Raw genomic sequence first — 19,861 nt, 5'->3', positions numbered from 1 at the left:
TCGGACGACTCGAACAACTCGACATCGTCCAGGCTATGGGTCAGATTCTGTCAAGAGACCGTGCTCGACGACCGCGCCACGTCGACGACGGCGCGGGCGGCCGTCGCGATCACCGTGGCGGCGGCGAGGCTGCCGGCGGATCGTGACGCCGGATCATCCAGCTCGGTCCCCAGCGCCGCCAGCACGACGCTGCGCCCGTCGAACTCGAGGATCCCGACATCGTGCCGGATCCGCTCCAGCTCGCCCGTCTTGTGCCTGCACACCACATCCGGGCCGAGCGCGGCGGGGATGCGATCGTTGATCTGCTGCCGGCCGAGAATGTCCAACGCCAGCTGTCGCAGTTCGGGCGGAAGGACGAACCCGCGTGCGCCAGAGCCGGCTTCAATGCCGGGGCGGCCGGCCGGAGGAGCGGCACCGGGACCCGGACCGACGTCAGGATCGGGGCCGGTCAGGAGGTCGAGGAACAACGCCTGGTCGTCGGCCGTGGTCACGTTGTCTCGTCCGGCCCGCATCGCCTCCACGTCGTACAGTCGACGTTCCAGCCGGGTGCCGGTCGCCCCCAGCGCCGTGATGCGTCCGGCCGCCTCGTCGACGCCGAGCATGTCGATCACCATGTTGGCGGCGTTGTTGTCGCTGACGCCGATCATCAGCTCGAGCGCCTCGACCAGCGGGAGCGCACGCACGGAGGGCATCAGCTTCAACACCCCCGCGCCGCCGACGCGTTCGGCGGGCACCGGCAGCATCTCGTCCAAGGCACGTCGTCCCGCGGCGACGTCCTGCAACGCCAGGATCAGCAGCGGCACCTTGATGGTGCTGGCCGCGCGGACCTCCAGGTCGCCGTCGACCGTCGCCACCGTGCGGCCGTCCTCCCGCACGGTGAACGACCAGGTGCCGCCCGACGAGGCGGCGAGATCCCGAAGGATGCCCTGTAGCCGTCCCGCTACCGCGTCCGTCCAGCCCGCCCCGCTCACAGCAGCACCGTGAACAGGACGGCGAACAGCACGAGGTTGGCGGCCATGATGGCCCAGCCGTTGAACAGCATCATGCGCAGGTTCGACGAGCGAGCCAGTCCCATCTGACCGATCATGTCCGCGTTCGGGAAGGGGCCGAACCAGTCGATCTGGCTGCCGCCGAGCAGTGCGGCGGACCACGCCGTGGACGGGATCCCGAGCGTGGCGGCCAGCGGCCAGAGCAGGTCGTTGATGAGCACCACCTGGGCGACGGCGGCACCGGCCACGCCGACCCAGCCGATGACCAGCGCGATCATCAGGAACGGCCAGGCACCGACGGACTCCAGGGTCGGCTGCAGCGATTCCAGCATCGCCTCATACGCGCCGGACTGTTCCAGCATGATCAGCAACGGGTTGAACAGCCAGAACAGGAAGAACAGCCAGAGCAACTGGGCGGCGCCGGTGTAGAAGGACGTCAGCGCATCGGCCGGGCGCATCCCGCCGGCGAGGGCGGTCACGATCGCCGTGACGATCATGACGACGATCGCGTACGCGAAACCGGCTTCCAGGATCACGCCGAGCACGGCCATCGCCACGATCGTGCCGATGAACGCCACGGCCGCCCGGCGTTCCCGCGCCGTGGCGACCAACGTGCCGCCGGGCGTGGCGCCGGGCGTCCTGCTGGGTGTACCGCCGGACGCGCCGTCGTTCCGGGCCATCCCGGCGAGCTCCTCGGCCGAGTACTGATCCGTCTCGGCGGTGCGTCGCTGAATGAAGCGCGCCATCGCGAAGCCGGTCGCCCAGGTCACCACAGCCATCGGAAGACCGGCAGAGAACAGGTATTGCAGGTAGCTGATGTCGGCCGCGCCCGTGATGGTCACCACGGGCGGGGTGAACGGGCCGATGATCAGTCCGGCCGCACCTCCCGCGTGCAGCATGGCGGCCACCGACGGCCGGCTACGCGAGACCGCGGCGGCGACCGGGATGACGATCGGCGCCAGGATCGCGTTCGCGCCCGCCAGCGTCCCGAGGGCGCCGACCAGCACGGTGGACGCCAGCATGATGCCGACCTGGATCCGCACCGGGCTGTCCACGCCGACGCGGTTCAGGAGCATACGGACCAGGGTCTGCGCGGCTCCTGTATCGGCGGCGATCCGCCCGAGCCCGGCGCCCAGCATGATGATCAGCCCGATGACCGCGATGAAGGAGCCGAGCGATTCGGACATCATCGTGCCCATCGCCAGTGGACCGGTTCCGGTCAGCACAAACCCGATCACCACCGCCGCCCCGGTGGCCAGCACGACGTTGATCTCGAGGACGACCAGAACGACGTAGACCACGATCGGCAGCAGTCCCCACCACCGCGGCTGGTCGGTGGCGAGGTTGACGGCGCCGGCAGCGACCAGTGCCGCCACGAGGAGGCCGGCGGCGATGGACTGCTTGGAGCGCAGCCGTTCAGGTTGCCGGCCGGGTTCGGTCTGAACAGACACGGATCACGCTCCATGAGCTCGCTCGGTCGGAAACTTCAACGTACAAGTATCCGGACAAGAGGTCTAGGCCAAAGGCCCGCTCTGGGCCCGATACCCGCGCAGCTGACCAGGGCAGATAGGACCGGCGAATCTTTCGCATCGAGACGCCTTGACAATCAGAAAGCGGTTTCCTAGCTTTGGCAGACCAACGGCGACCACGCTGCCCTGCATCCGACGCCGCGTCCGATGCCGGTCGCGGCGTCCGCGGATCGAAGGAGATCTCCATGGAACACACGACGTCCTCCTGGCTGGCCGCCCGTGCCGGCAGGCGAAGGTTCCTCCTGACCGCTGCCGCCGGACTCGCCGGGACGGCGGTCCTGCTCGCCGCATGCGGAGGATCGGACGACACGTCGTCTCCAGGCGAGGGCGAAGACGTCACCTTGCGGTTCACCTGGTGGGGCTCAGATGTCCGGCACCAGGCGACACAGGAGATGATCGACGCCTTCGAAGCCGAGCATCCCAACATCACCATCGAGCCCGAGTTCGGCGAGTGGTCCACCTACTGGGACAAGCTCGCCACCCAGGTCGCGGCGAACGACGCACCGGACATCATCCAGATGGACGAGCTCTACCTGCGCGAATACGCGGGCCGGAACGCGTTGCTGGACCTGTCGGCAGAGGAGGCGCTCGACACCTCCGCCTATGACGAGGCGACCCTCGCCACCGGCGAATTCGACGGAGGGCTCTACGGCCTCTCCGCCGGGGTGAACTCGCTGTCGATCTTCGCGAATCAGTCCATCTTCGACGAGGCGGGCGTCGAGCTTCCCGACGACGAGACGTGGACATGGGAGGAATACGCCGAACTCGCCGCCGAGATCACCGACAACACCCCCGACGGCGTGTACGGCTCGGCGGCATTCGGCCAGAACGAGTCCCTGTTCACCATCTGGGCACGACAGCACGGCGAGTCGCTGTACAGCGAAAACGACATCGCGTTCAGCCCGGAGACGCTCGCGTCGTTCTTCGAGCCCACGCTCGCGATGCAGGAGACGGGCGCCGTCCCCCCGGCGTCCAGCACGGTGGAGGACTTCACCATCGCACTCGACCAGAACCTCCTCGCGACCAACAAGGTCGCCATGGGCTTCGCCTGGAGTAACCAGCTGCATGCCTACACCGAAGCGTCCGGTGAGGAGATGGTGCTGTTGCGCATGCCGAGCCAGACGGGGTCGTCCACGGAGAACGGCGCGTTCTACAAGTCGTCGATGTTCTGGTCGGTGTCGTCGAGGACCGAGCATCCCGAAGAAGCGGCGATGTTCCTCGACTTCATCGTCAACAGCCAGGAAGCGGGCGAGATCCTGCTCGCCGAGCGCGCCGTCCCGCCGAACGGCGCGATCCGGGAGGCCATCACGGACCAGCTCTCGGAAGCGGATGCCCAGGCCGTGGCGTATATCGAAGACATCGCGGACGAGATCGGCGACGCTCCGGCTCCCCCGCCGGTGGGCGCCGCCGACACGCAGCAGGTCTTCCAGCGGTACGCCAGTGAGATCTTGTTCGAGCGGATGAGCCCGCAGGACGGCGCGGAAGGCTTCGCCGACGAACTCAGCTCCAACCTCGCCAGCGCCGGCTGACCCGTCCCACCGGCCTCACCGCCACCCGGCTTCTTGAGCGTCGGTTGCGCTGAAGTCCCCGATATGAGGGCGCACGCGCAACTGATGCTCAAGAAGCCGGGTGAGTGAACGGTCCGCCGACTCATTCAGGCGACCGGGTCGTCGGCGTCGATCGGCGCGAGGGTCAGGACGCGGGCGTTCGCGTCGAGAATCGCCGCCTTCTGCTCCAGCAGCGACTCCACCGTGTCGGTGCCGGCCCGGAAGTAGCGCCCGGCGAGCTCGTCCAGCCGCCCGTCACCGATGGCGGTGACCATGGCGGCCACCTCCTCCGGGTCGGTCCAGTCGGTGCGCCCGGCGTGCATCGGCATCGGCGTGGTCATGTCGGTCTTGACATGACCGGGCGCCAGGTCGAAGACGAACACGCCACGGACCCGGTACTGCGCGTCGAGCTGAGTCGTGAGCCGGGCCAGCGCCCCCTTGCTGACCGTGTAACCGGTATACGACGTCATGGCCTTGTATCCGGCTCCGCTGTTGAGGTTGACGATGCGGCCACCGCCGGCCTCCAGCATCGTGCGCAACGTCGCGTGCGTCACCAGGATCGGCCCCCGGACGTTCACCTCCACCACGCGCCAGGTCTCCTCGACGTCGGCGGCGACGAAGTCCGCGTCCCCCGGCTCGATCACACCCGCGTTGTTCACCAGCAGGTCGATACCACCGAGCGCGTCGGCGACGGTGCGCACGGCGCGCTCCACGGCGGCTCGGTCGACCACGTCGGCGGTGACTCCGACCGCCGCGACGCCGCGCTCCCGGCACTCCGCCGCCACCTCGTCCAGACGGTCCTGATCACGTGCGAGCAGCCCGACGGCCACTCCGTGCTCGGCGAGCCCGAGCGCCAGCGACCGTCCGATTCCGCGGCTGGCACCGGTGATGAGCGCCGTACGGGCAGCCGGTACCACGGGTGGGTTCTCCATGTCAGACTCCTCCATGACGACGTCCGGGCTGGGACTCGGCGATGGCGTGCGGTCAGGCCAACGGGTACTCGCCGAGACGGACGAATTCGAAGCCGCGCGCGCGAAGTTCCGGCACGGCCGCCATCACGCCGCGGGCCGTCCCGCTGCCGGGATGGTTCATATGCAACAGCGCGATCGATCCGGCCCGGGCGGTGCCCAGCGCTTCCGCGACCTGGGTACTGGTGAAGGTCGCGCCCGCATCGCCCAACACGTCGTAGTTCACCACCTCGAGCCCGAGATCGTTGGCGATCCGGACGGCGACCTCGTCGTAGTAGGCGGTGCCCGACCGGAAGAACGCCGGGGACCGCCCGGTACGCCGACGGATGGCTTCCTGGCAGGTCATCACCTCGTCGATCGCCGACGCCGGACTGTCCGTGCCCGTGATCCCGTACGCACTCTTGCCCTCGACGGACAGCGGGCGATGCGCGGTGCCGTGGTTGGCGATGCCGAACAGTTCTTCCTGGGCCAGCCGGTCAAAAGTACGCTCGTTGGCGTCGATCCAGCGCTGGTTGAAGAACAGCGTCGCGGGGACCTCCTCCGTCAGTAGGAACTCGATCAGCGCCTCGTCGTAGCCACTGCCCGAGCTGCCGCCGCAGGCGTCGAAGGTCAAAGCGACCGCCCGCCGATCCGTCGCCATCCGGGTTTTGACGCCGGTCACGTTCTCGCCCCACTCGCCCGCGGCGGCCGGATACCCGGCCGGGTCGACGCTCGGCCTCGTCGTCGGCTCCGCGATGTCAACGGTCGGTTCCATGACATCGGCGGTCGGCTCCTCGACCACGACCGTCGGCGACGGCTCCACATCCGACGGCCATGCCGCATCGTCTCCGCGCCCGCGTTCGGGTGCCGGGGTCGAGGTTCCGGACGACGACGGCCGTACCCGATCCGCAACAGCACAGCCTGCGACCGGAACAAGGGCAGCGCTCGCGGCGAGAAACCGGCGCCGACGCACGTCACACTCCCACTGGTAGACGGTTCCCGCGGGCTCAGGATCCGCCGCGCAGCACGGCGCCGGTACGACGCTGCGCCTCGGCCACCGCCGAGTCCCGGGCGGCCGTGGTCTCCTCGACGGTCAGCGTGCGGTCCGGTGCCCGGAATCTCAGCGCATACGCCAGGGACTTCCGGCCCTCACCCACCTGCGCCCCGCTGTAGACATCGAACAGCCGCACCGATTCGAGCAGGCCCCCCGCACCGTCGGCCAATGCGGCCTGGACCGCGGCGGCCGGCACGGACTCGTCCACCACGAGCGCCACGTCCTGCGTCGCCACCGGATAGGTCGACACGTCCGGCGCCGGGACCGGTTCGTCCGTGGTCGGCAGCCGGTCCAGCTCGATCTCCATGACGGCCGTGCGCTCCGGAAGGCCGAGCGCCTTCACCACCCGCGGATGCAGCTCACCGGCGTGGCCGACCAGAGCATCACCGGCGTACAGCGCCGCGCACCGGCCCGGGTGCCACGGGGCGTGGTCGTCCTTCTCCACCCGGAGTTCGACGCCGGCCGCCTCCGCCACCACCCGGCCCGCCTGGATCGCGTCCGCCCAGGATGCCGGCTGTCCCGGCCCCCACCAGCCGGCTGGCTCGCGGTCACCGGCCAGCGCCACCGCGATCCGTCGCGGCTGGTTCGGCACGGCGGCTTCGAGTGCCGCCAGCTCCTCGTCGGTGGGCCGCCGGTCGACCGGAAGCCTCGGCGGGACGCTCGGCGCGTCTTCTCCGGGCGGGAGCCGGAACACCAGGCCGGATTCGAAGACGGCCACGTCCGTCGTGCCGCGTCCGACGTTGCGCCGCAGCGTGGCCAGCAGGCCCGGCAACAGGGTGGTCCGCAGCAGCGGCTGCTCGTCCGAGATGGGGTTGGCCAGCCGCACCGCGCGGCGACGGTCGTCGTCCGCTGGGATGCCCAGCGCGTCGAACTCGGCTTCGCCGACGAACGGATACGACGGCGCCTCCACATAGCCGGCCGCGGCGACGGCGCGCTCCACGCGGCGTCGTACCCGCTGCACCGCCGTGTACCCGCGCCCGGCCGGGGCGGTCGGCAGCACCGACGGCACCGCGTTGTAACCGTGCAGCCGGGCGACCTCTTCCACCAGGTCGAACGGATCGGTCAGGTCCGGTCGCCAGGTGGGCGGCACCACGCTCAGCCGTCCCGTGGCCGGCTCGGTGACCTCGCACCCGATCGCCGTCAACAGGCCGCGCACCTCGTCGTCCGCGTACTCCACGCCGACGATCCGGCTGGGCAACTGAGCATCGAGCTCGATCGCGGGCGGCGTCGGGACGGCCCCCACCATGGTGACACCGGGCTCGAGTGTCGCCCCGCCCAGCTCCACCAGCAGCTCGGCCACGCGGGTGGCGGCCACAACCGGCAACGCCGGGTCCACGCCTCGCTCGAAGCGCCGGGACGCCTCGCTGGGCAGCTTGTGCCGGCGGGCGGTGCGGGCTATCCCGGTCGCCTCGAAGTTCGCCGCCTCGATCACCACCGACGTCGTGGCATCACCGAGCTCGGTGGTGCCGCCGCCCATGACACCGGCCAGGCCGATCGGTCCAGAGTCGTCGGTGATCAGCAGGTCGTCCTCGTCGAGCGTGCGGGCCACGCCATCAAGCGTGGTGAGTTTCTCGCCCTCGCGGGCACGGCGCACCACGATGGGTCCCTGCAGCAGGTCGCGATCGTAGCCGTGGATCGGCTGCCCCAGCTCGAGCATGACGTAGTTGGTGATGTCGACCGCCAACGAGATCGGCCGCATTCCGGCGAGCTGTACCCGACGCTGCAGCCAGCGAGGGCTGGGCGCGGCCGGGTCGAATCCGGTCACGGTGCGCGCGACGAAGACCGGACACCGCGCGGCGTCGTCGGTCCGTACCGGGTGGCTTCCGTCGTCACCGGGGTCTTCGGCAACCTGGTGGGCACCGGCCGGGTCCCGCAGCGGCAGCCCGTAGGCGATCGCCGCTTCCCGGGCCACACCCCGGATGGACAGGCAGTAACCGCGGTCCGGGGTGACGGCGATGTCCAGGACATCGTCTCGCAGGTGCAGGATCGGCGCCGCGTCGTCGCCGGGCTCGCCCTCGCCCGCGTCGAGAACCAGGATGCCGGAATGATCGTCGCCGATGCCGAGCTCGCGCACCGAGCAGATCATTCCGTCGGACACGTGGCCGTACGTCTTGCGTGCGGAGATCTCGAAGCCACCGGGGAGCACCGCACCGGGCAGCGACACCACGACGAGGTCACCGACGGAGAAGTTGCGCGCCCCGCACACGATGCCGCGGGACGGCGACGCCGCGCCCTCGTCGCTGCGGTCGATGTTGTGCTCATCGCCGACGTCGACCGAGCACCAGCGGATCGTCTTCCCGTTCTTGTGGGTTTCCTCAGTGAACTCCAGCACCCGGCCGACGACGAGCGGGCCGGTGATGTCGGCGCCGGCCTGGTCGACGGTCTCGACCTCCAGCCCGGCCTGGATCAACGTGTCGGCGACGTCGCGCGCCGAGACCTCAGGGGGAAGGTCGACGTATTCGCGCAGCCAGGAGATGGGGACGCGCATCAGACCTCCATCCCGAACGCAGCGGCGAAGCGCACGTCGCCCTCGACCATGTCATGCATGTCTTCGATGCCGTGCCGGAACATCAAGGTCCGCTCCAACCCCATGCCGAAGGCGAATCCGGTATAACGGTCGGGATCGACCCCGCAGGCGACCAGCACGCGTGGATTGACCACGCCGCATCCGCCCCATTCGATCCACCCTTCCGAACTGCACGTGCGGCACGGCCGGTCCGGGTTCCCCACCGACGCTCCGCGGCAGACGAAGCACTGCAGGTCCATCTCGGCGCTGGGCTCGGTGAACGGGAAGTACGACGGGCGCAGCCGGGTGGTGATGCCCTCACCGAACATCGCCGAGGCGAAGTGGTCGAGCGTGCCCTTCAGATGCGCCATGGTGATGCCCTCGTCCACGGCAAGCCCTTCCACCTGGCTGAACACCGGCGTGTGGGTGGCGTCCAGCTCATCGGTGCGGAAGGTACGCCCGGGGCACACCACGTAGATCGGCGGCTTGCGGGTGAGCATGGTCCGGGCCTGCACCGGCGAGGTGTGGGTACGCAGCACCAACCCTGAGTCCTCAGACTCCACGAAGAACGTGTCCTGCATGGTCCGCGCGGGGTGATCCGGCCCGATGTTGAGTGCATCGAAGTTCAGCCACTCCGCCTCCACTTCCGGCCCTTCGGCGACCTCCCAGCCCATGGCGACGAACACGTCGCCGACGCGCTCCTGGATGGTGGTCAGCGGATGCCGTGCGCCACGGGGCACACGATCCCACGGGAGCGTGACGTCGACCGATTCCTCGACCAGCACCCGCTCGTCTCGTTCGGCCTCGAGCACCTGCCCGCGCGCCTCGATCGCCTCGGTCACCTCACGACGGGCGGCGCCCACGCGCTGACCGGCCTCCTTGCGCGCCTGCGGCGGCAAGGCACCGATCTCCCGGTTGGCCAGCGCGAGCGGCGAGCGGTCGCCGACATGAGCCAGTCTGACCTGTTTGAGCTGATCGAGGTCGGCGGCCCCGGCGACGGCCGCGAGCGCTTCGTCGCGCATGCGGGCCACCTCGTCGGGGTGGAGCGGGGTGACCTCGACAGGGTCGTAGTGCTTGTTGGGCGCGGACATCTTCCTCGCTACCTGCGTCGCGGATCTACCGGGGGACAACTCCGCGATTCTACGACTCCGGGGTGCATGCGTGCTCGGACGACCCGGCCGATCGCCTCCGGCGCTCATCGCGCGGCTCACCCGCTCGGTCACCGTGGCTGACGACGAGTGAGACAAAAAGGTCACGCACCGATGCAACCGACCTGTCCGGTGGGCGATCTTCCAGAGTAATGATCGTTTTCTCACCGGAGGTGGAAGATGAGGCGCGGACGACGAGCCACCACGATGGCAGGCGCCTTGGGCATGGCCGTTGTGGTCGCCCTCAGCGTCTCGGCCGCGACCGGGGCGGCGACGACGCTGGAGCACGATGGCGGCGGCTCGGGCTCGACGTCCGGCCCGGATCTCGAGGTCGCGTCCTCGCCCGCACCGGAACGGCAGACGGTGACGCTGCTGACCGGCGATCGGGTCACGATCACGACCCTGGCGGGTGACCACCGCGCGGTCGAGGTACGGCCCGGATCCGGACGGTCCGGTGTGGCGTTCGCCGAGCAGGAGACCGCCGACGGCGGGCTGCGGGTGGTGCCGGCGGACGCACTCGAGCTGATCGCCGCCGGCCGGATCGACCCGCGGCTGTTCGACATCACCGGGCTGCTCGCGCAGGGCTACGACGACGCGTCGACCCGGCAGCTGCCGCTGATCGTCCAGTACGACGACGCTCCCCGGGCTCGTCGTTCAGCACCCGCCGCACTCACCCGGGCGGGAGCGGTGATCGAACGTCCGCTGCCGAGTATCCACGGCGCGGCGGTGACGGCGCCGAAGAAGGCGGTCGGCGCGCTCTGGCGCGAGATCGCCGGCACCCCCTCGGAAGACGCCCCCGGCGCCGCCGTCTTGGACGCCGGCGTCGCGCGCGTGCACCTGGACGGCCGGGTGCGCGCCGCACTCGACCAGAGCATCCCCCAAATCGGTGCCCCCGCGGCATGGGACGCCGGCTATACCGGCGACGGCGTCCTCGTCGCCGTCCTGGACAGCGGCATCGACGCCGGGCACCCGGACGTCAGCGACGCGGTCGTGCGCGCGGCGGATTTCACCGAGGACGACGAGGGCATGCCCGGTCACGACCCCACCGACCGGTTCGGCCACGGAACCCACGTCGCGTCGATCATCGCCGGCGACGGCGCGGCATCCGATGGCCGGTACGCGGGCGTCGCGCCGGATGCGGGCCTGGTGATCGGCAAGGTCCTCAACGACTACGGAGAGGGCGAGGAGTCGTGGATCATCGCCGGCATGGAGTGGGCCGTGGACCAGGGTGCCGACGTGGTGAACCTCAGCCTCGGCGGCTGCGCCACCGACGGATCCGACCCGCTGTCGGAGGCGCTGAACGCGCTGACCGAGCGGAGCGGCACCCTGTTCGTGGCGGCGGCGGGGAATCATCCGTCGTCGTTGCTGTGCACCTTTCCGGAGACGGTCGCGGCTCCGGCGGCGGCCGACCGCGCGCTCGCCGTGGGCAGCGTCGACAAGCAGGGCGAGCTGAGCGGGTTCTCCAATACCGGTCCCCGGGTGCGCGACGGCCTGATCAAGCCGGAGCTGACCGCGCCGGGCGAGTCGATCGTCGCCGCCCGCGCGTCGGACACGCTGTGGGACGACGCCGTGGACGACCATTACGCCCGACTGTCCGGGACGTCGATGGCGGCGCCGCACGTCACCGGTGTGGCTGCGCTGCTGGCTGAGCAGCATCCGGACTGGAGCGCCGACGAGTTGGTGCCCGCACTGCTGTCCAGCGCCGTCCCCCACCCCAAGCACGGCGCCTTCCGGCAAGGCGCCGGCCGGGTGGACGCGGCGCGCGCCGTCGCACAGGACATCGTCGCCTCGCCAGCCGCGCTGAGCCTGGGTGTGACCGACTGGCCCCACAGCGACGACGAGCCGATCGCCGAGACGCTCACCTACCGCAACGCCGGTGACCAGCCGGTCAGCCTGGACCTTGACGTCACCGCGTTCGCCGACGACGGCTCCGCGGCCCCGGAGGCCATGTTCAGCGTCGCACCCGCGGCCGTCACCGTTCCGGCGGGCGGCAGCGCCGACGTCGTCGTCACCGCGGACACGTCGATCGACGCGCCGGACGGCGGTTACAGCGGTTGGGTCAGCGGACGGTCCAGGGACGCCGCCGGCGACGACCTGCCGGCGGTCACCACACCCGTCGGGGTCGTCAAGGAGGTGGAGGCGTACGACCTCACGATCGAGGTCGTCGACCGAACCGGAGCTCCGGCCTGGACCACGGTCACACTCGGCGACCTCGCGGCCGAGCAACTGCGCGACGTCCCCGTTCCGGGGAGACCGGTGACGGTACGGCTTCCGGCCGGCCAGTATGACCTGACCAGCCACATTCTGACCGCCGGCACGGAGGATACCGACAGCTTCACGCTCGCCGCTCGTCCGGAACTCGTCCTCGATCGGGACATGACGGTTTCGCTGGACGCCCGGGACGCCTCGCTCATCGAGGCGGTTGTGGACAGTCCGATCGCCCGGCCTGGCCTCCGCCGCGCGCATCTGAGCACCTACCGTCTGGTCAGCGGGATTGCCACTGACATCGAGACCTTCGAGCTCTACGCCACGCCGACCCCGGAGGTCACCGCCTACGACTACGCCTTCGGATATCAGTCAGCGCTGAACGAGCCGGAACCCGCGCAGGAGGGTGCGGACTCGCCGGTCGCGGGGAACAGGCTTCCCCGCGGGTACCAGCTCTTCATCAGCGAGAACGGCCGGATCCCGGAGCCGTCCTTCCGGTTCCGGGACTCCGACCTCGCCCGGCTGGACACCACGTTGCACGGCCAAGGTGTTCCTGATGAGCAGCCTGCGAGGCTGCTGGCCTACCCGACACCCGTCGATGACGAAGGTTTCGTCTGGGGACAGATGTACGACGTGCGGATGCCCGGCCGGCGGATCGACTTGTACTCCGCGAACACGTCCATCCGGTGGGGCTCCGAACTGCGCTTCGGCGACGTCCAGGAAGACGACTACGACCGGTATTCCTATCCCGACTACCGCGCCGGGCGACGCTACGAGAAGCACTGGAACGCCGCTCCGCTCGGCCCCGTGGCCCGGCCGACGTTCGCGTACGGGCACCTCTGGGTGACGCTGGCGCCGTTCTCCTCGTCGTCACCCGGGCATGTCACCTATCCGGGCTGGGACGGAATAGAGGCGACGACGACGCTACGCAAGGACGGTGAGGTGATCGGGGTGAGCGACGACCCGTCGGGCGGGTTCTTCGCGCTCGAGCCGGACCACGCCCGATATGAGCTGACCACCAGTGTGAACCGGGACGTCGGGTGGTCGGCGCTCGGTACCCGGATGGAGGCCAGATGGAACGTGGACGCCGGACCCGACGACGCGACGGGCAGGCTGCCGTTGCTGGCGTTACGGACCCGAGGGGACGTCGACGTACTCGGCCGGGCACCCGCTCATCGCCCGTTCCGATTGGACGTGAGCGTGGAGCGGGCCGACGGGACCGATCCGGCAGTGCGCGAGCTGGACCTGGAGGCGTCGTTCGACGACGGCGACTCCTGGACGCCGATGCGGCTTCGCCCGGCACGCGGCGGGTTCATCGCCTGGGTGCCGCGGGCCCCTGCGGGCAGCGATTTCGTTTCGCTACGCGGGCATGTCGTCGACGCCGGCGGGAGCGAGCTCGAACAGACGGTGATCCGCGCGTACCGGCTGACCGAATGAGTGAGTCACTCCGCCAGCCGGGCGGGGAATCCTCCGGTCGCGATCGGACCCCAGCGTTCCGGGGTGACGCGGATGAGGGATTTGTCCTGGCGGCGCATGGCGTCGCGGTATTCGTCCCAGTCCGGGTGCTCGCCGGAGATGTTGCGGAAATACTCGACCAACGGCTCCAGCGCATCGGGCATGTCCAGAACCTCGGCCGTGCCGTCGACCTGGACCCACGCGCCGCCGAAGTCGTCGGACAGGATGACGACACTGGCACGGGGTGTCCGCCGCACGTTGACCGCCTTGGCACGATCCGGGTACGTCGAGACGACGATCCGGCCCGCGTCGTCGACGCCGCACGTCACCGGAGATCCCTGCGGCGTGCCGTCGGCCCGTACGGTCAACAGCACCCCATGGTGCCGCGGGCGGATGAACTCCAGGAGCGCGTCGCGGTCGACAGTTGTATTGGTCGCGATGTTCGGCATCCACCCACCCTAAGCATGTGCCCCGACACGTCTTCACGCTGCCTGACAGGTAAGGCTGCGGAGACGTTCACTGGGCACGCTGGGCACGCTGGGCGCGCGCCGAGGCGTAGAGGCACACGGCCGCCGCGGTCGCCAGGTTGAGGCTCTCGGCCGCGCCGTAGATCGGCACGCGCACCACAGCATCGGAGACCGCCCGGATCTCGGCCGGCAGCCCCCACGCCTCGTTGCCGAACAGCCACGCCGTGGGGGTCGCCAGGGTTCCGTCCGCCTCCGCCTCGTCCAGGTCCCGCTCCCCCGCGCCGTCGGCCGCCAGCACCGTCATCCCATGCACTCGCGCGGCGTCAGCGATGGCTTCGGCCGACGCGCCGGTCGAGACGGGCAGATGGAACAGGCTCCCGGCCGAGGCACGCACGGCCTTGCCGCCCTGCGGATCGACCGAGCCGGCGGTCAGCGCCACCGCGTCCGCACCGGCCGCGTCCGCGCACCGGATCACCGTGCCGGCATTACCCGGATCCCGGGCGTCGGCCAGCACGGCCAACAGGCGGGGTCCGCCGTCGTCGGCGCCCGAGTCGCGCCCCGCGGCCTGAGCGAACAGCTCGTCGAGCGAGACGGTCACGCTCCGGCAGACCGCCACCAGCCCCTGCGGCGTCACCGTCTCGGACAAGCCGCCGAGCGCCTCGTCGTCGGCCAGATGGACCGGAATCTCCGCCGCGGCGGCCATCTCGCCGATCTCCGGCTGCCGGTCCAGCGCGGCCGGCGTGGCGAACACCTCGACCACCCGGCCGGACTCGCACCGTACAGCCTCGCGCACGGCTTGTGCACCCTCGGCGAGGAACAGACCGGCCTTGTCCCGACCGGCACGACGGGTGAGTTTGCGGGCCCGCCGGATCCGCTCCGACCGCTGGGTCAACACGCGGAACCGCCGAGCCGCCGCGGCGGCACGCATGAGAAGGGACCTGCCGGATAATCCCGCAGGTCCCTTTCGCGATCCGCATCGAGCGGCAGTGCGCTCATCTCACGTCCCTGGTGCAGACACCTCAGGCGACTGGAGCGTTACGATCGGCCGGCAGTGCGGCACGAGCCGTCTCGACCAGCGCCTTGAAGGCGGCCGGGTCGTTCACCGCGAGATCGGCCAGGATCTTCCGGTCCACCTCGACCTCAGCCAGCTTCAGCCCCTGGATGAACCGGTTATAGGTCAGGCCCTCCGCACGGGATGCGGCGTTGATCCTGGTGATCCAGAGCTGGCGGAAGTCACCCTTGCGCTGCTTGCGGTCCCGGTAGGCATAGACCAGGGAGTGCGTGACCTGCTCCTTGGCCTTCCGGTACATCCGGGAACGCTGACCCCGGTATCCGCTCGCCCGCTCGAGGGTCTCGCGGCGTTTCTTGTGGGCGTTGACCGCCCGCTTCACGCGTGCCACTGATACTCCTTGCTAGTTCCGGCCCGCACCACGCGGCCGGGTTCGTCTTCGTCCGGTCAGGCTGACAACGGTGCTTCTACTTGCCGAGAAGCTTCTTGATCCGCTTGGAGTCCGCCTTCGACACCTCGGTGGTGCCGTCGAGCCGACGAGTGAGGGTGGTGTTCTTGTGCTCCAGGTAGTGACGACGGTTCGCCTTCTGGCGGAGCACCTTGCCACTCCCGGTGATGCGGAACCGCTTGCTGGCACCGCTGTGCGTCTTGTTCTTCGGCATGGTTGCCGTACTCTCCTCTACTCCTCGTTCTCGGCGGTCCGGGACCGAACCTCGCGCCCCGACCGTTCCCGCTCGGCCGCCGCGCGGCCGGCGGCACGTTCCGCCCGCTCCGCTTCGGCGTTCGCCTCACGTTGCGCCTGCTGCTCCGCCTTGGCGGCCTGACGGTCTGCCTTGGCGTCAGCCTTCTTCTTGTGCGGCCCCAGAACCATGATCATGTTTCGGCCGTCCTGCTTCGGCGCGGACTCGACGAATCCGAGATCCTCGACGTCACTCGCCAGCCGCTGCAACAGCCGGAAACCAAGCTCGGGTCGCGACTGCTCACGACCACGGAACATGATCGTGACCTTGACCTTGTCGCCTTCGGCCAAGAAGCGCTCGACGTTGCGCTTCTTCGTCTCGTAGTCGTGCGTGTCGATCTTCGGCCGGAGCTTCTGCTCCTTGATCAGGACATGCGACTGATTACGACGGGCCTCGCGCGCCTTCATCGCGGACTCGTACTTGTACTTGCCGTAGTCCATGAGCTTCGCCACCGGGGGGCGCGCGCTCGGCGCGACCTCGACCAGATCGAGCTCGGCCTCCGCAGCAAGACGCAGCGCGTCCTCGATGCGCACGATGCCGACCTGCTCACCATTCGGGCCGACGAGCCGGACCTCGGGTACCCGGATCCGGTCATTGATACGGGGCTCGACGCTGATGCCGTCCTCCTCATTACCTAGGGACTAGATGTGTGTTGGCTTCACACGGCGAAGACCACAAAAAAGGGCCCTCGCCATGCGCAGCGAAGGCCATCCGTTGTGACAGCCGTGCCATGACACGCCTGCCACATGAGCATCTACGATGCTCCGACCTGGACCCGACGACCTAGGGCGGCCGTTCGGGTGGGAGGGTCTCCGCTTGCGTTCCACCTGAGTCCGGCTGCGGACAGCCGTCTCAAGCGGATCGGTCAGTGTGACAGGCTACCACGAGTGACGAACAGTTCCCACTCCGACGATATTCCCCGTCCGGACCTCTCCCCCGCCTCTGGCCAGCAGCAGAGCCGCGACATCGCCGACGTTCCGGCCGTGGAGCTCATCTCCACCACAGCGGTCCACCTGATGAGCGCCGCCGCGGTCCACCTCGGCCTGTCCGAGGACCTTCCGGACCACCGCGACCTGGATGAGGCGCGCAGCCTGATCGATTCGTTGGCCGGCCTGCTGACCGCTGGGACGCCGCACCTCGGACACCACCATGCCGCGCCGCTGCGGGACGGGCTGAAGAGCCTTCAGCTCGCCTTCCGGGAGGCCTCACCGATCCCGGACGCTCCCGGCGACGGCCCCGGCGAGAAATTCACCGGCCCCGTCCACCGCTGAATACGTCACCTGAGGGTGCCTGGGTCGCCACGACATCGGGGGCGGGTCCCCTAGCTCGCTCCCCACGTCACCACGGGACGGTAACCGGACGCCAGCGCCCGCAGGCCCTCCGCGTCCACGGAGAAGAGGACCGGACCGGCGATATCGATCACCAGCGCGTCGGCGCCGTCCGCCAGCGCCGACTCCGCCGCGGCCCGGGTCGAGACCGGCACGGGCCGCGCCTGCGGGTTCCACCGTCGCAGGCTTTCCACACAGGTGAACGCGAGCAGGCCACGGCGACCGTCGCGACCGATCGTGCTGGCTACCGCCATTTCGGTCGATCCGTGTGCGGCCGCGCGCTCCGCCTCGTCACCGTTCTCTTCGCCGGACCGCGCGTGTGCCGAGTCCGGGACGGCGACGACCGGGACCAGCACGCGTCCCCCGGCCAAGGCCGCCAGCACGTCCGCCGGGCCACCCTCGCCCTGCTCGTACGCAGCCAGCGCTGCGGCCACGCTCGGATCTACCGACCCGTCGTCCTCACCGAACGACGCGTACGCCAACGTGTTACCCACAGGCATGACAGCCCTCCGCTTGATGACATCACGGGCGGTGAGATTAGCTCGCTCTGCGTGACGATGCCAGACCCTGGTCCGAGATCCGGCTTCGCCACAGCGTCGCCGAGCAGGCCGCCGACCGTCATACGCAGGCCCGCTGTCCGACCGACCGGCCCGTATTCCATTATGCGCAGACCGTGTCGGGCTGCCAGTGTGTCAGCCGAAACCGTACACTGCCTATCTGTGGACCTCTCCGTCTCCGACGCCCCGGCCGGCCGCCTCCTGGACGGCCGCTACCGCGTCGACTCGCTGCTCGCGCGCGGTGGAATGGCCACGGTCTACCAGGCAACCGACACTCGCCTCGACCGCACCGTCGCGCTGAAAGTGATGCATGCGGAGCTGGCCGCGGACGACACATTCGTCGACCGGTTCATCGCCGAGGCCAGGTCCGCCGCCCGGCTCTCCGACCCCAGCATCGTCAGCGTTTTCGATCAGGGCGAAGACCAGGGCGCCGTCTTCCTGGCGATGGAGTTCGTCCAGGGCCGCACGCTTCGTGCCGTACTCAACGACCGGGGCCGCCTCGATCCGGAGCTGAGCCTCGACGTCATCGAGCCCGTGCTCTCGGCGCTGCGAGCCGCGCACCAGGCGGGAATCGTGCACCGGGACGTCAAGCCGGAGAACGTCCTCATCAGCAACGAGGGCCGCGTCAAGGTGGCCGATTTCGGACTGGCCAGGCCGGTCCGCGGCCCGTCCAACACGACCACCCGAGGGCTGCTGCTCGGCACCGTCAGCTACATCTCGCCGGAACAGGCGCTCGGCGAACGCGCCACCCCGCGCTCGGACGTGTACGCCGCCGGAATCGTGCTCTACGAGATGCTGACCGGCCAGCCGCCGCACACCGGCCCCACAGACTTCGTCGTCGTCCGTGCACACATCGACGAAGACGTCCCGCCGCCGTCGGAAACGGCACCGGTCCCGCGGGCCGTCGATGAGCTCGTCGCACGCGCGACCTCTCGCGATCCGGCACGTCGATACGCCGACGCGGGCTCGTTCCTGGCCGCGGTGCGGCTCGCCCGTGCCGCGCTGGCCAGCGGCGATAGCGGCGGCGACGAGACGATCGCGCACACGTCCGCGATCACGCCGCTGCGCTCGCGGCCGATCACCACCGAACCATCGGACGGCTCCGTCGACGGCGAAGGATCGAACCCGTTCGCCGTGGCGGACGCCTTCTACTACGACACCGGCGACGGCGCGGCCGCGCACGATTCCGCCGACGACGACACCCTGCTCAGCCCCGGCTCACAGCGGCCCGGCGAGGACGCCGACAGCGGTGCGATCGACGTGGCCAACGCCTTCTACCACGAAGGGCCTCCCCCGCCCCCGCCTGCGCAGCCGACCGCCGCGCCCGGCGCGAATCGCACCCGGGTGATCGATCCCCGGCCACCCGAGGCCGGCACGGGGTACGCCGGCACAGGTTACGCCGGTGGCCAGACCCAACAGCGCGAAGCCGACGAGGACGAACCGGGGCGTGCGCAGCGCCGGTCGCAGACCCGGAACCGCCGACGCCGGTGGCGCGGTCCGATCATGTTCCTGCTCGTGCTGCTGCTGGCCGCCGCCGTCACCGTCGCCGCCTGGTGGTTCGGCGCCGGACGGTGGACGTCCACACCGTCGCTGCTCAACCTGGAACCGGAGGCCGCGGCCCAGGCCGCGGAGGAGGCGGGTCTGAGCGTCGAGACAAACGGCGAGGCCTTCTCGGAGCGGGTCGAGGCCGGCCTGGTGCTGCAGACCGATCCTGCTCCCGGCGAGCAGATCCTGCGTGGCGGCACCATCTCGCTGACCATCTCCCAAGGGCCGGAACGCTACGAGGTGCCCGATCTGAGCGGGATGACCCGCGAGCAGATCGACGAGATGCTGACGGACCGCAGCCTGCAGGCCGAGTACTCCGAGGAGTACAGCGCCGATGTCGACAAGGGCACGGCCATCTCGCAGAACCTCGAACCCGGCGAGGAGGTCCGCCGCGAGACGGTCATCGACGTGGTGATCAGCCGCGGCCCGAAGCCCATCGAGATCGACGACTACACCGGCCGGCCCGCGGACGAGGCCGTCCAGGCACTGAAGGACGCCGGATTCGCGGTCGACTCCACCGAGCAGTTCTCCGACGACGCTCCCGCCGGCACCGTGATCTCGCAGGAGCCGCGGGACGGTGAGGGTTTCGCCGGAGACGAAATCTCGCTCGTGGTGTCGAAGGGCCCGGAGGTCGTCGAGGTGGAGGTCCCCCAGGTGGTCGGCGAGCGGCTCAAGGAGGCCGAACGCATGCTGAAGAAGGCCGGCCTGAAGGTGGACGTGGAGGAGACCTTCCCCGGCGGCGGACGTCGTGACCGGGACCGGTGGGTGGTGGAGCAGGATCCCCGCGGCGGCACGCTTCCGGAAGGTTCGACGGTCACCCTGTACGTGCTCTGAC

At 69.8% G+C, this 19,861-nt stretch carries 16 protein-coding genes; 4 read left to right on the top strand and 12 right to left on the bottom strand.

Features of this window, described 5'->3' with window-relative positions; all coding sequences use genetic code 11:
- Positions 1-50 precede the first annotated feature (50 nt).
- Positions 51-971, bottom strand: coding sequence for a serine hydrolase (locus G1H10_RS16915; protein WP_163739864.1), 921 nt, complete (start codon positions 969-971; stop codon positions 51-53).
- Complete coding sequence (locus G1H10_RS16910; protein WP_216853359.1) at positions 968-2,440, bottom strand: SLC13 family permease; 1,473 nt, start codon at positions 2,438-2,440, stop codon at positions 968-970. Before G1H10_RS16910 ends, G1H10_RS16915 begins: the two co-directional genes overlap by 4 nt.
- Positions 2,441-2,703: 263 nt before the next feature.
- Here G1H10_RS16910 and G1H10_RS16905 point away from each other — a divergent pair, with 263 nt between their 5' ends.
- Positions 2,704-4,047, top strand: coding sequence for an ABC transporter substrate-binding protein (locus G1H10_RS16905; RefSeq protein WP_163739862.1), 1,344 nt, complete (start codon positions 2,704-2,706; stop codon positions 4,045-4,047).
- Positions 4,048-4,172: 125 nt separating this feature from the next.
- Here G1H10_RS16905 and G1H10_RS16900 read toward each other — a convergent pair whose 3' ends face one another.
- Genes G1H10_RS16900 through pheS form a run of 4 tightly spaced genes read right to left on the bottom strand, consistent with a single transcriptional unit; the run spans position 4,173 to position 9,663 of the window.
- Positions 4,173-4,997 (bottom strand): SDR family NAD(P)-dependent oxidoreductase, encoded by an 825-nt coding sequence (locus G1H10_RS16900; protein WP_163739860.1) that lies wholly within the window; start codon positions 4,995-4,997, stop codon positions 4,173-4,175.
- A gap of 52 nt (positions 4,998-5,049) precedes the next feature.
- On the bottom strand, positions 5,050-5,985 hold the full coding sequence (locus G1H10_RS16895) for a polysaccharide deacetylase family protein (RefSeq protein ID WP_216853358.1): 936 nt from the start codon (positions 5,983-5,985) through the stop codon (positions 5,050-5,052).
- Between the two features lie 34 nt (positions 5,986-6,019).
- Entirely contained in the window at positions 6,020-8,554 is a 2,535-nt protein-coding gene (pheT, locus tag G1H10_RS16890) for a phenylalanine--tRNA ligase subunit beta (RefSeq protein WP_163739858.1), read from the bottom strand.
- Positions 8,554-9,663: a phenylalanine--tRNA ligase subunit alpha gene (gene pheS, locus G1H10_RS16885; protein ID WP_163739856.1), complete on the bottom strand. Its 1,110-nt coding sequence runs from the start codon at positions 9,661-9,663 to the stop codon at positions 8,554-8,556. The genes pheT and pheS overlap by 1 nt, the downstream gene beginning before the upstream one ends.
- Before the next feature lie 264 nt (positions 9,664-9,927).
- On the opposite strand from pheS, the gene G1H10_RS16880 reads away from it, so the two are divergent.
- A complete protein-coding gene (locus tag G1H10_RS16880) occupies positions 9,928-13,362 on the top strand; it encodes a S8 family peptidase (RefSeq protein WP_163739854.1) in 3,435 nt (1,144 codons plus the stop codon).
- 5 nt (positions 13,363-13,367) lie between these two features.
- Here the strand turns inward: G1H10_RS16880 and G1H10_RS16875 are convergent, their stop codons facing one another.
- The 5 genes from G1H10_RS16875 to infC all read right to left on the bottom strand — a co-directional run bounded on the left by G1H10_RS16875 (position 13,368) and on the right by infC (position 16,213).
- Positions 13,368-13,829, bottom strand: a complete 462-nt coding sequence (locus G1H10_RS16875; RefSeq protein ID WP_163739852.1) for a PPOX class F420-dependent oxidoreductase — start codon at positions 13,827-13,829, stop codon at positions 13,368-13,370.
- A 67-nt stretch (positions 13,830-13,896) separates the two neighbouring features.
- Entirely contained in the window at positions 13,897-14,775 is an 879-nt protein-coding gene (locus tag G1H10_RS16870) for a TrmH family RNA methyltransferase (RefSeq protein WP_163739850.1), read from the bottom strand.
- 91 nt (positions 14,776-14,866) lie between these two features.
- Positions 14,867-15,247 carry a 50S ribosomal protein L20 gene (gene rplT, locus G1H10_RS16865; protein ID WP_163739848.1) on the bottom strand — a complete coding sequence of 127 codons (381 nt, stop codon included), beginning with the start codon at positions 15,245-15,247 and terminating at the stop codon, positions 14,867-14,869.
- Between the two features lie 76 nt (positions 15,248-15,323).
- Positions 15,324-15,518: a 50S ribosomal protein L35 gene (gene rpmI / locus G1H10_RS16860; RefSeq protein WP_163739846.1), complete on the bottom strand. Its 195-nt coding sequence runs from the start codon at positions 15,516-15,518 to the stop codon at positions 15,324-15,326.
- A 17-nt stretch (positions 15,519-15,535) separates the two neighbouring features.
- Positions 15,536-16,213: a translation initiation factor IF-3 gene (infC, locus tag G1H10_RS16855; RefSeq protein WP_163739950.1), complete on the bottom strand. Its 678-nt coding sequence runs from the start codon at positions 16,211-16,213 to the stop codon at positions 15,536-15,538.
- 270 nt (positions 16,214-16,483) lie between these two features.
- On the opposite strand from infC, the gene G1H10_RS34020 reads away from it, so the two are divergent.
- Complete coding sequence (locus tag G1H10_RS34020; RefSeq protein ID WP_216853357.1) at positions 16,484-16,867, top strand: DUF1844 domain-containing protein; 384 nt, start codon at positions 16,484-16,486, stop codon at positions 16,865-16,867.
- A 50-nt stretch (positions 16,868-16,917) separates the two neighbouring features.
- On the opposite strand, the gene G1H10_RS16845 is transcribed toward G1H10_RS34020, so the two are convergent.
- Complete coding sequence (locus G1H10_RS16845; protein ID WP_163739844.1) at positions 16,918-17,424, bottom strand: SseB family protein; 507 nt, start codon at positions 17,422-17,424, stop codon at positions 16,918-16,920.
- A 219-nt stretch (positions 17,425-17,643) separates the two neighbouring features.
- On the opposite strand from G1H10_RS16845, the gene G1H10_RS16840 reads away from it, so the two are divergent.
- Positions 17,644-19,860 carry a Stk1 family PASTA domain-containing Ser/Thr kinase gene (locus tag G1H10_RS16840; RefSeq protein WP_216853356.1) on the top strand — a complete coding sequence of 739 codons (2,217 nt, stop codon included), beginning with the start codon at positions 17,644-17,646 and terminating at the stop codon, positions 19,858-19,860.
- Position 19,861: the final 1 nt, after the last annotated feature.

The sequence above is a fragment of the Phytoactinopolyspora halotolerans genome, from assembly GCF_010550675.1.
GTDB lineage: Bacteria > Actinomycetota > Actinomycetes > Jiangellales > Jiangellaceae > Phytoactinopolyspora > Phytoactinopolyspora halotolerans.
Note: the sequence above shows the minus strand (reverse complement) of the source record. Positions and strands in the feature narration are given on the sequence as shown.

Coding starts and splice junctions, on each gene's coding strand:
- pheT (WP_163739858.1), bottom strand. CDS start 8,554: ATGCGCGTCCCCATCTCCTGGCTGCGCGAATACGTCGACCTTCCCCCT.
- G1H10_RS16870 (WP_163739850.1), bottom strand. CDS start 14,775: ATGCGTGCCGCCGCGGCGGCTCGGCGGTTCCGCGTGTTGACCCAGCGG.
- G1H10_RS16875 (WP_163739852.1), bottom strand. CDS start 13,829: ATGCCGAACATCGCGACCAATACAACTGTCGACCGCGACGCGCTCCTG.
- G1H10_RS16900 (WP_163739860.1), bottom strand. CDS start 4,997: ATGGAGAACCCACCCGTGGTACCGGCTGCCCGTACGGCGCTCATCACC.
- G1H10_RS16905 (WP_163739862.1), top strand. CDS start 2,704: ATGGAACACACGACGTCCTCCTGGCTGGCCGCCCGTGCCGGCAGGCGA.
- pheS (WP_163739856.1), bottom strand. CDS start 9,663: ATGTCCGCGCCCAACAAGCACTACGACCCTGTCGAGGTCACCCCGCTC.
- G1H10_RS16880 (WP_163739854.1), top strand. CDS start 9,928: ATGGCAGGCGCCTTGGGCATGGCCGTTGTGGTCGCCCTCAGCGTCTCG.
- G1H10_RS16845 (WP_163739844.1), bottom strand. CDS start 17,424: ATGCCTGTGGGTAACACGTTGGCGTACGCGTCGTTCGGTGAGGACGAC.
- rpmI (WP_163739846.1), bottom strand. CDS start 15,518: ATGCCGAAGAACAAGACGCACAGCGGTGCCAGCAAGCGGTTCCGCATC.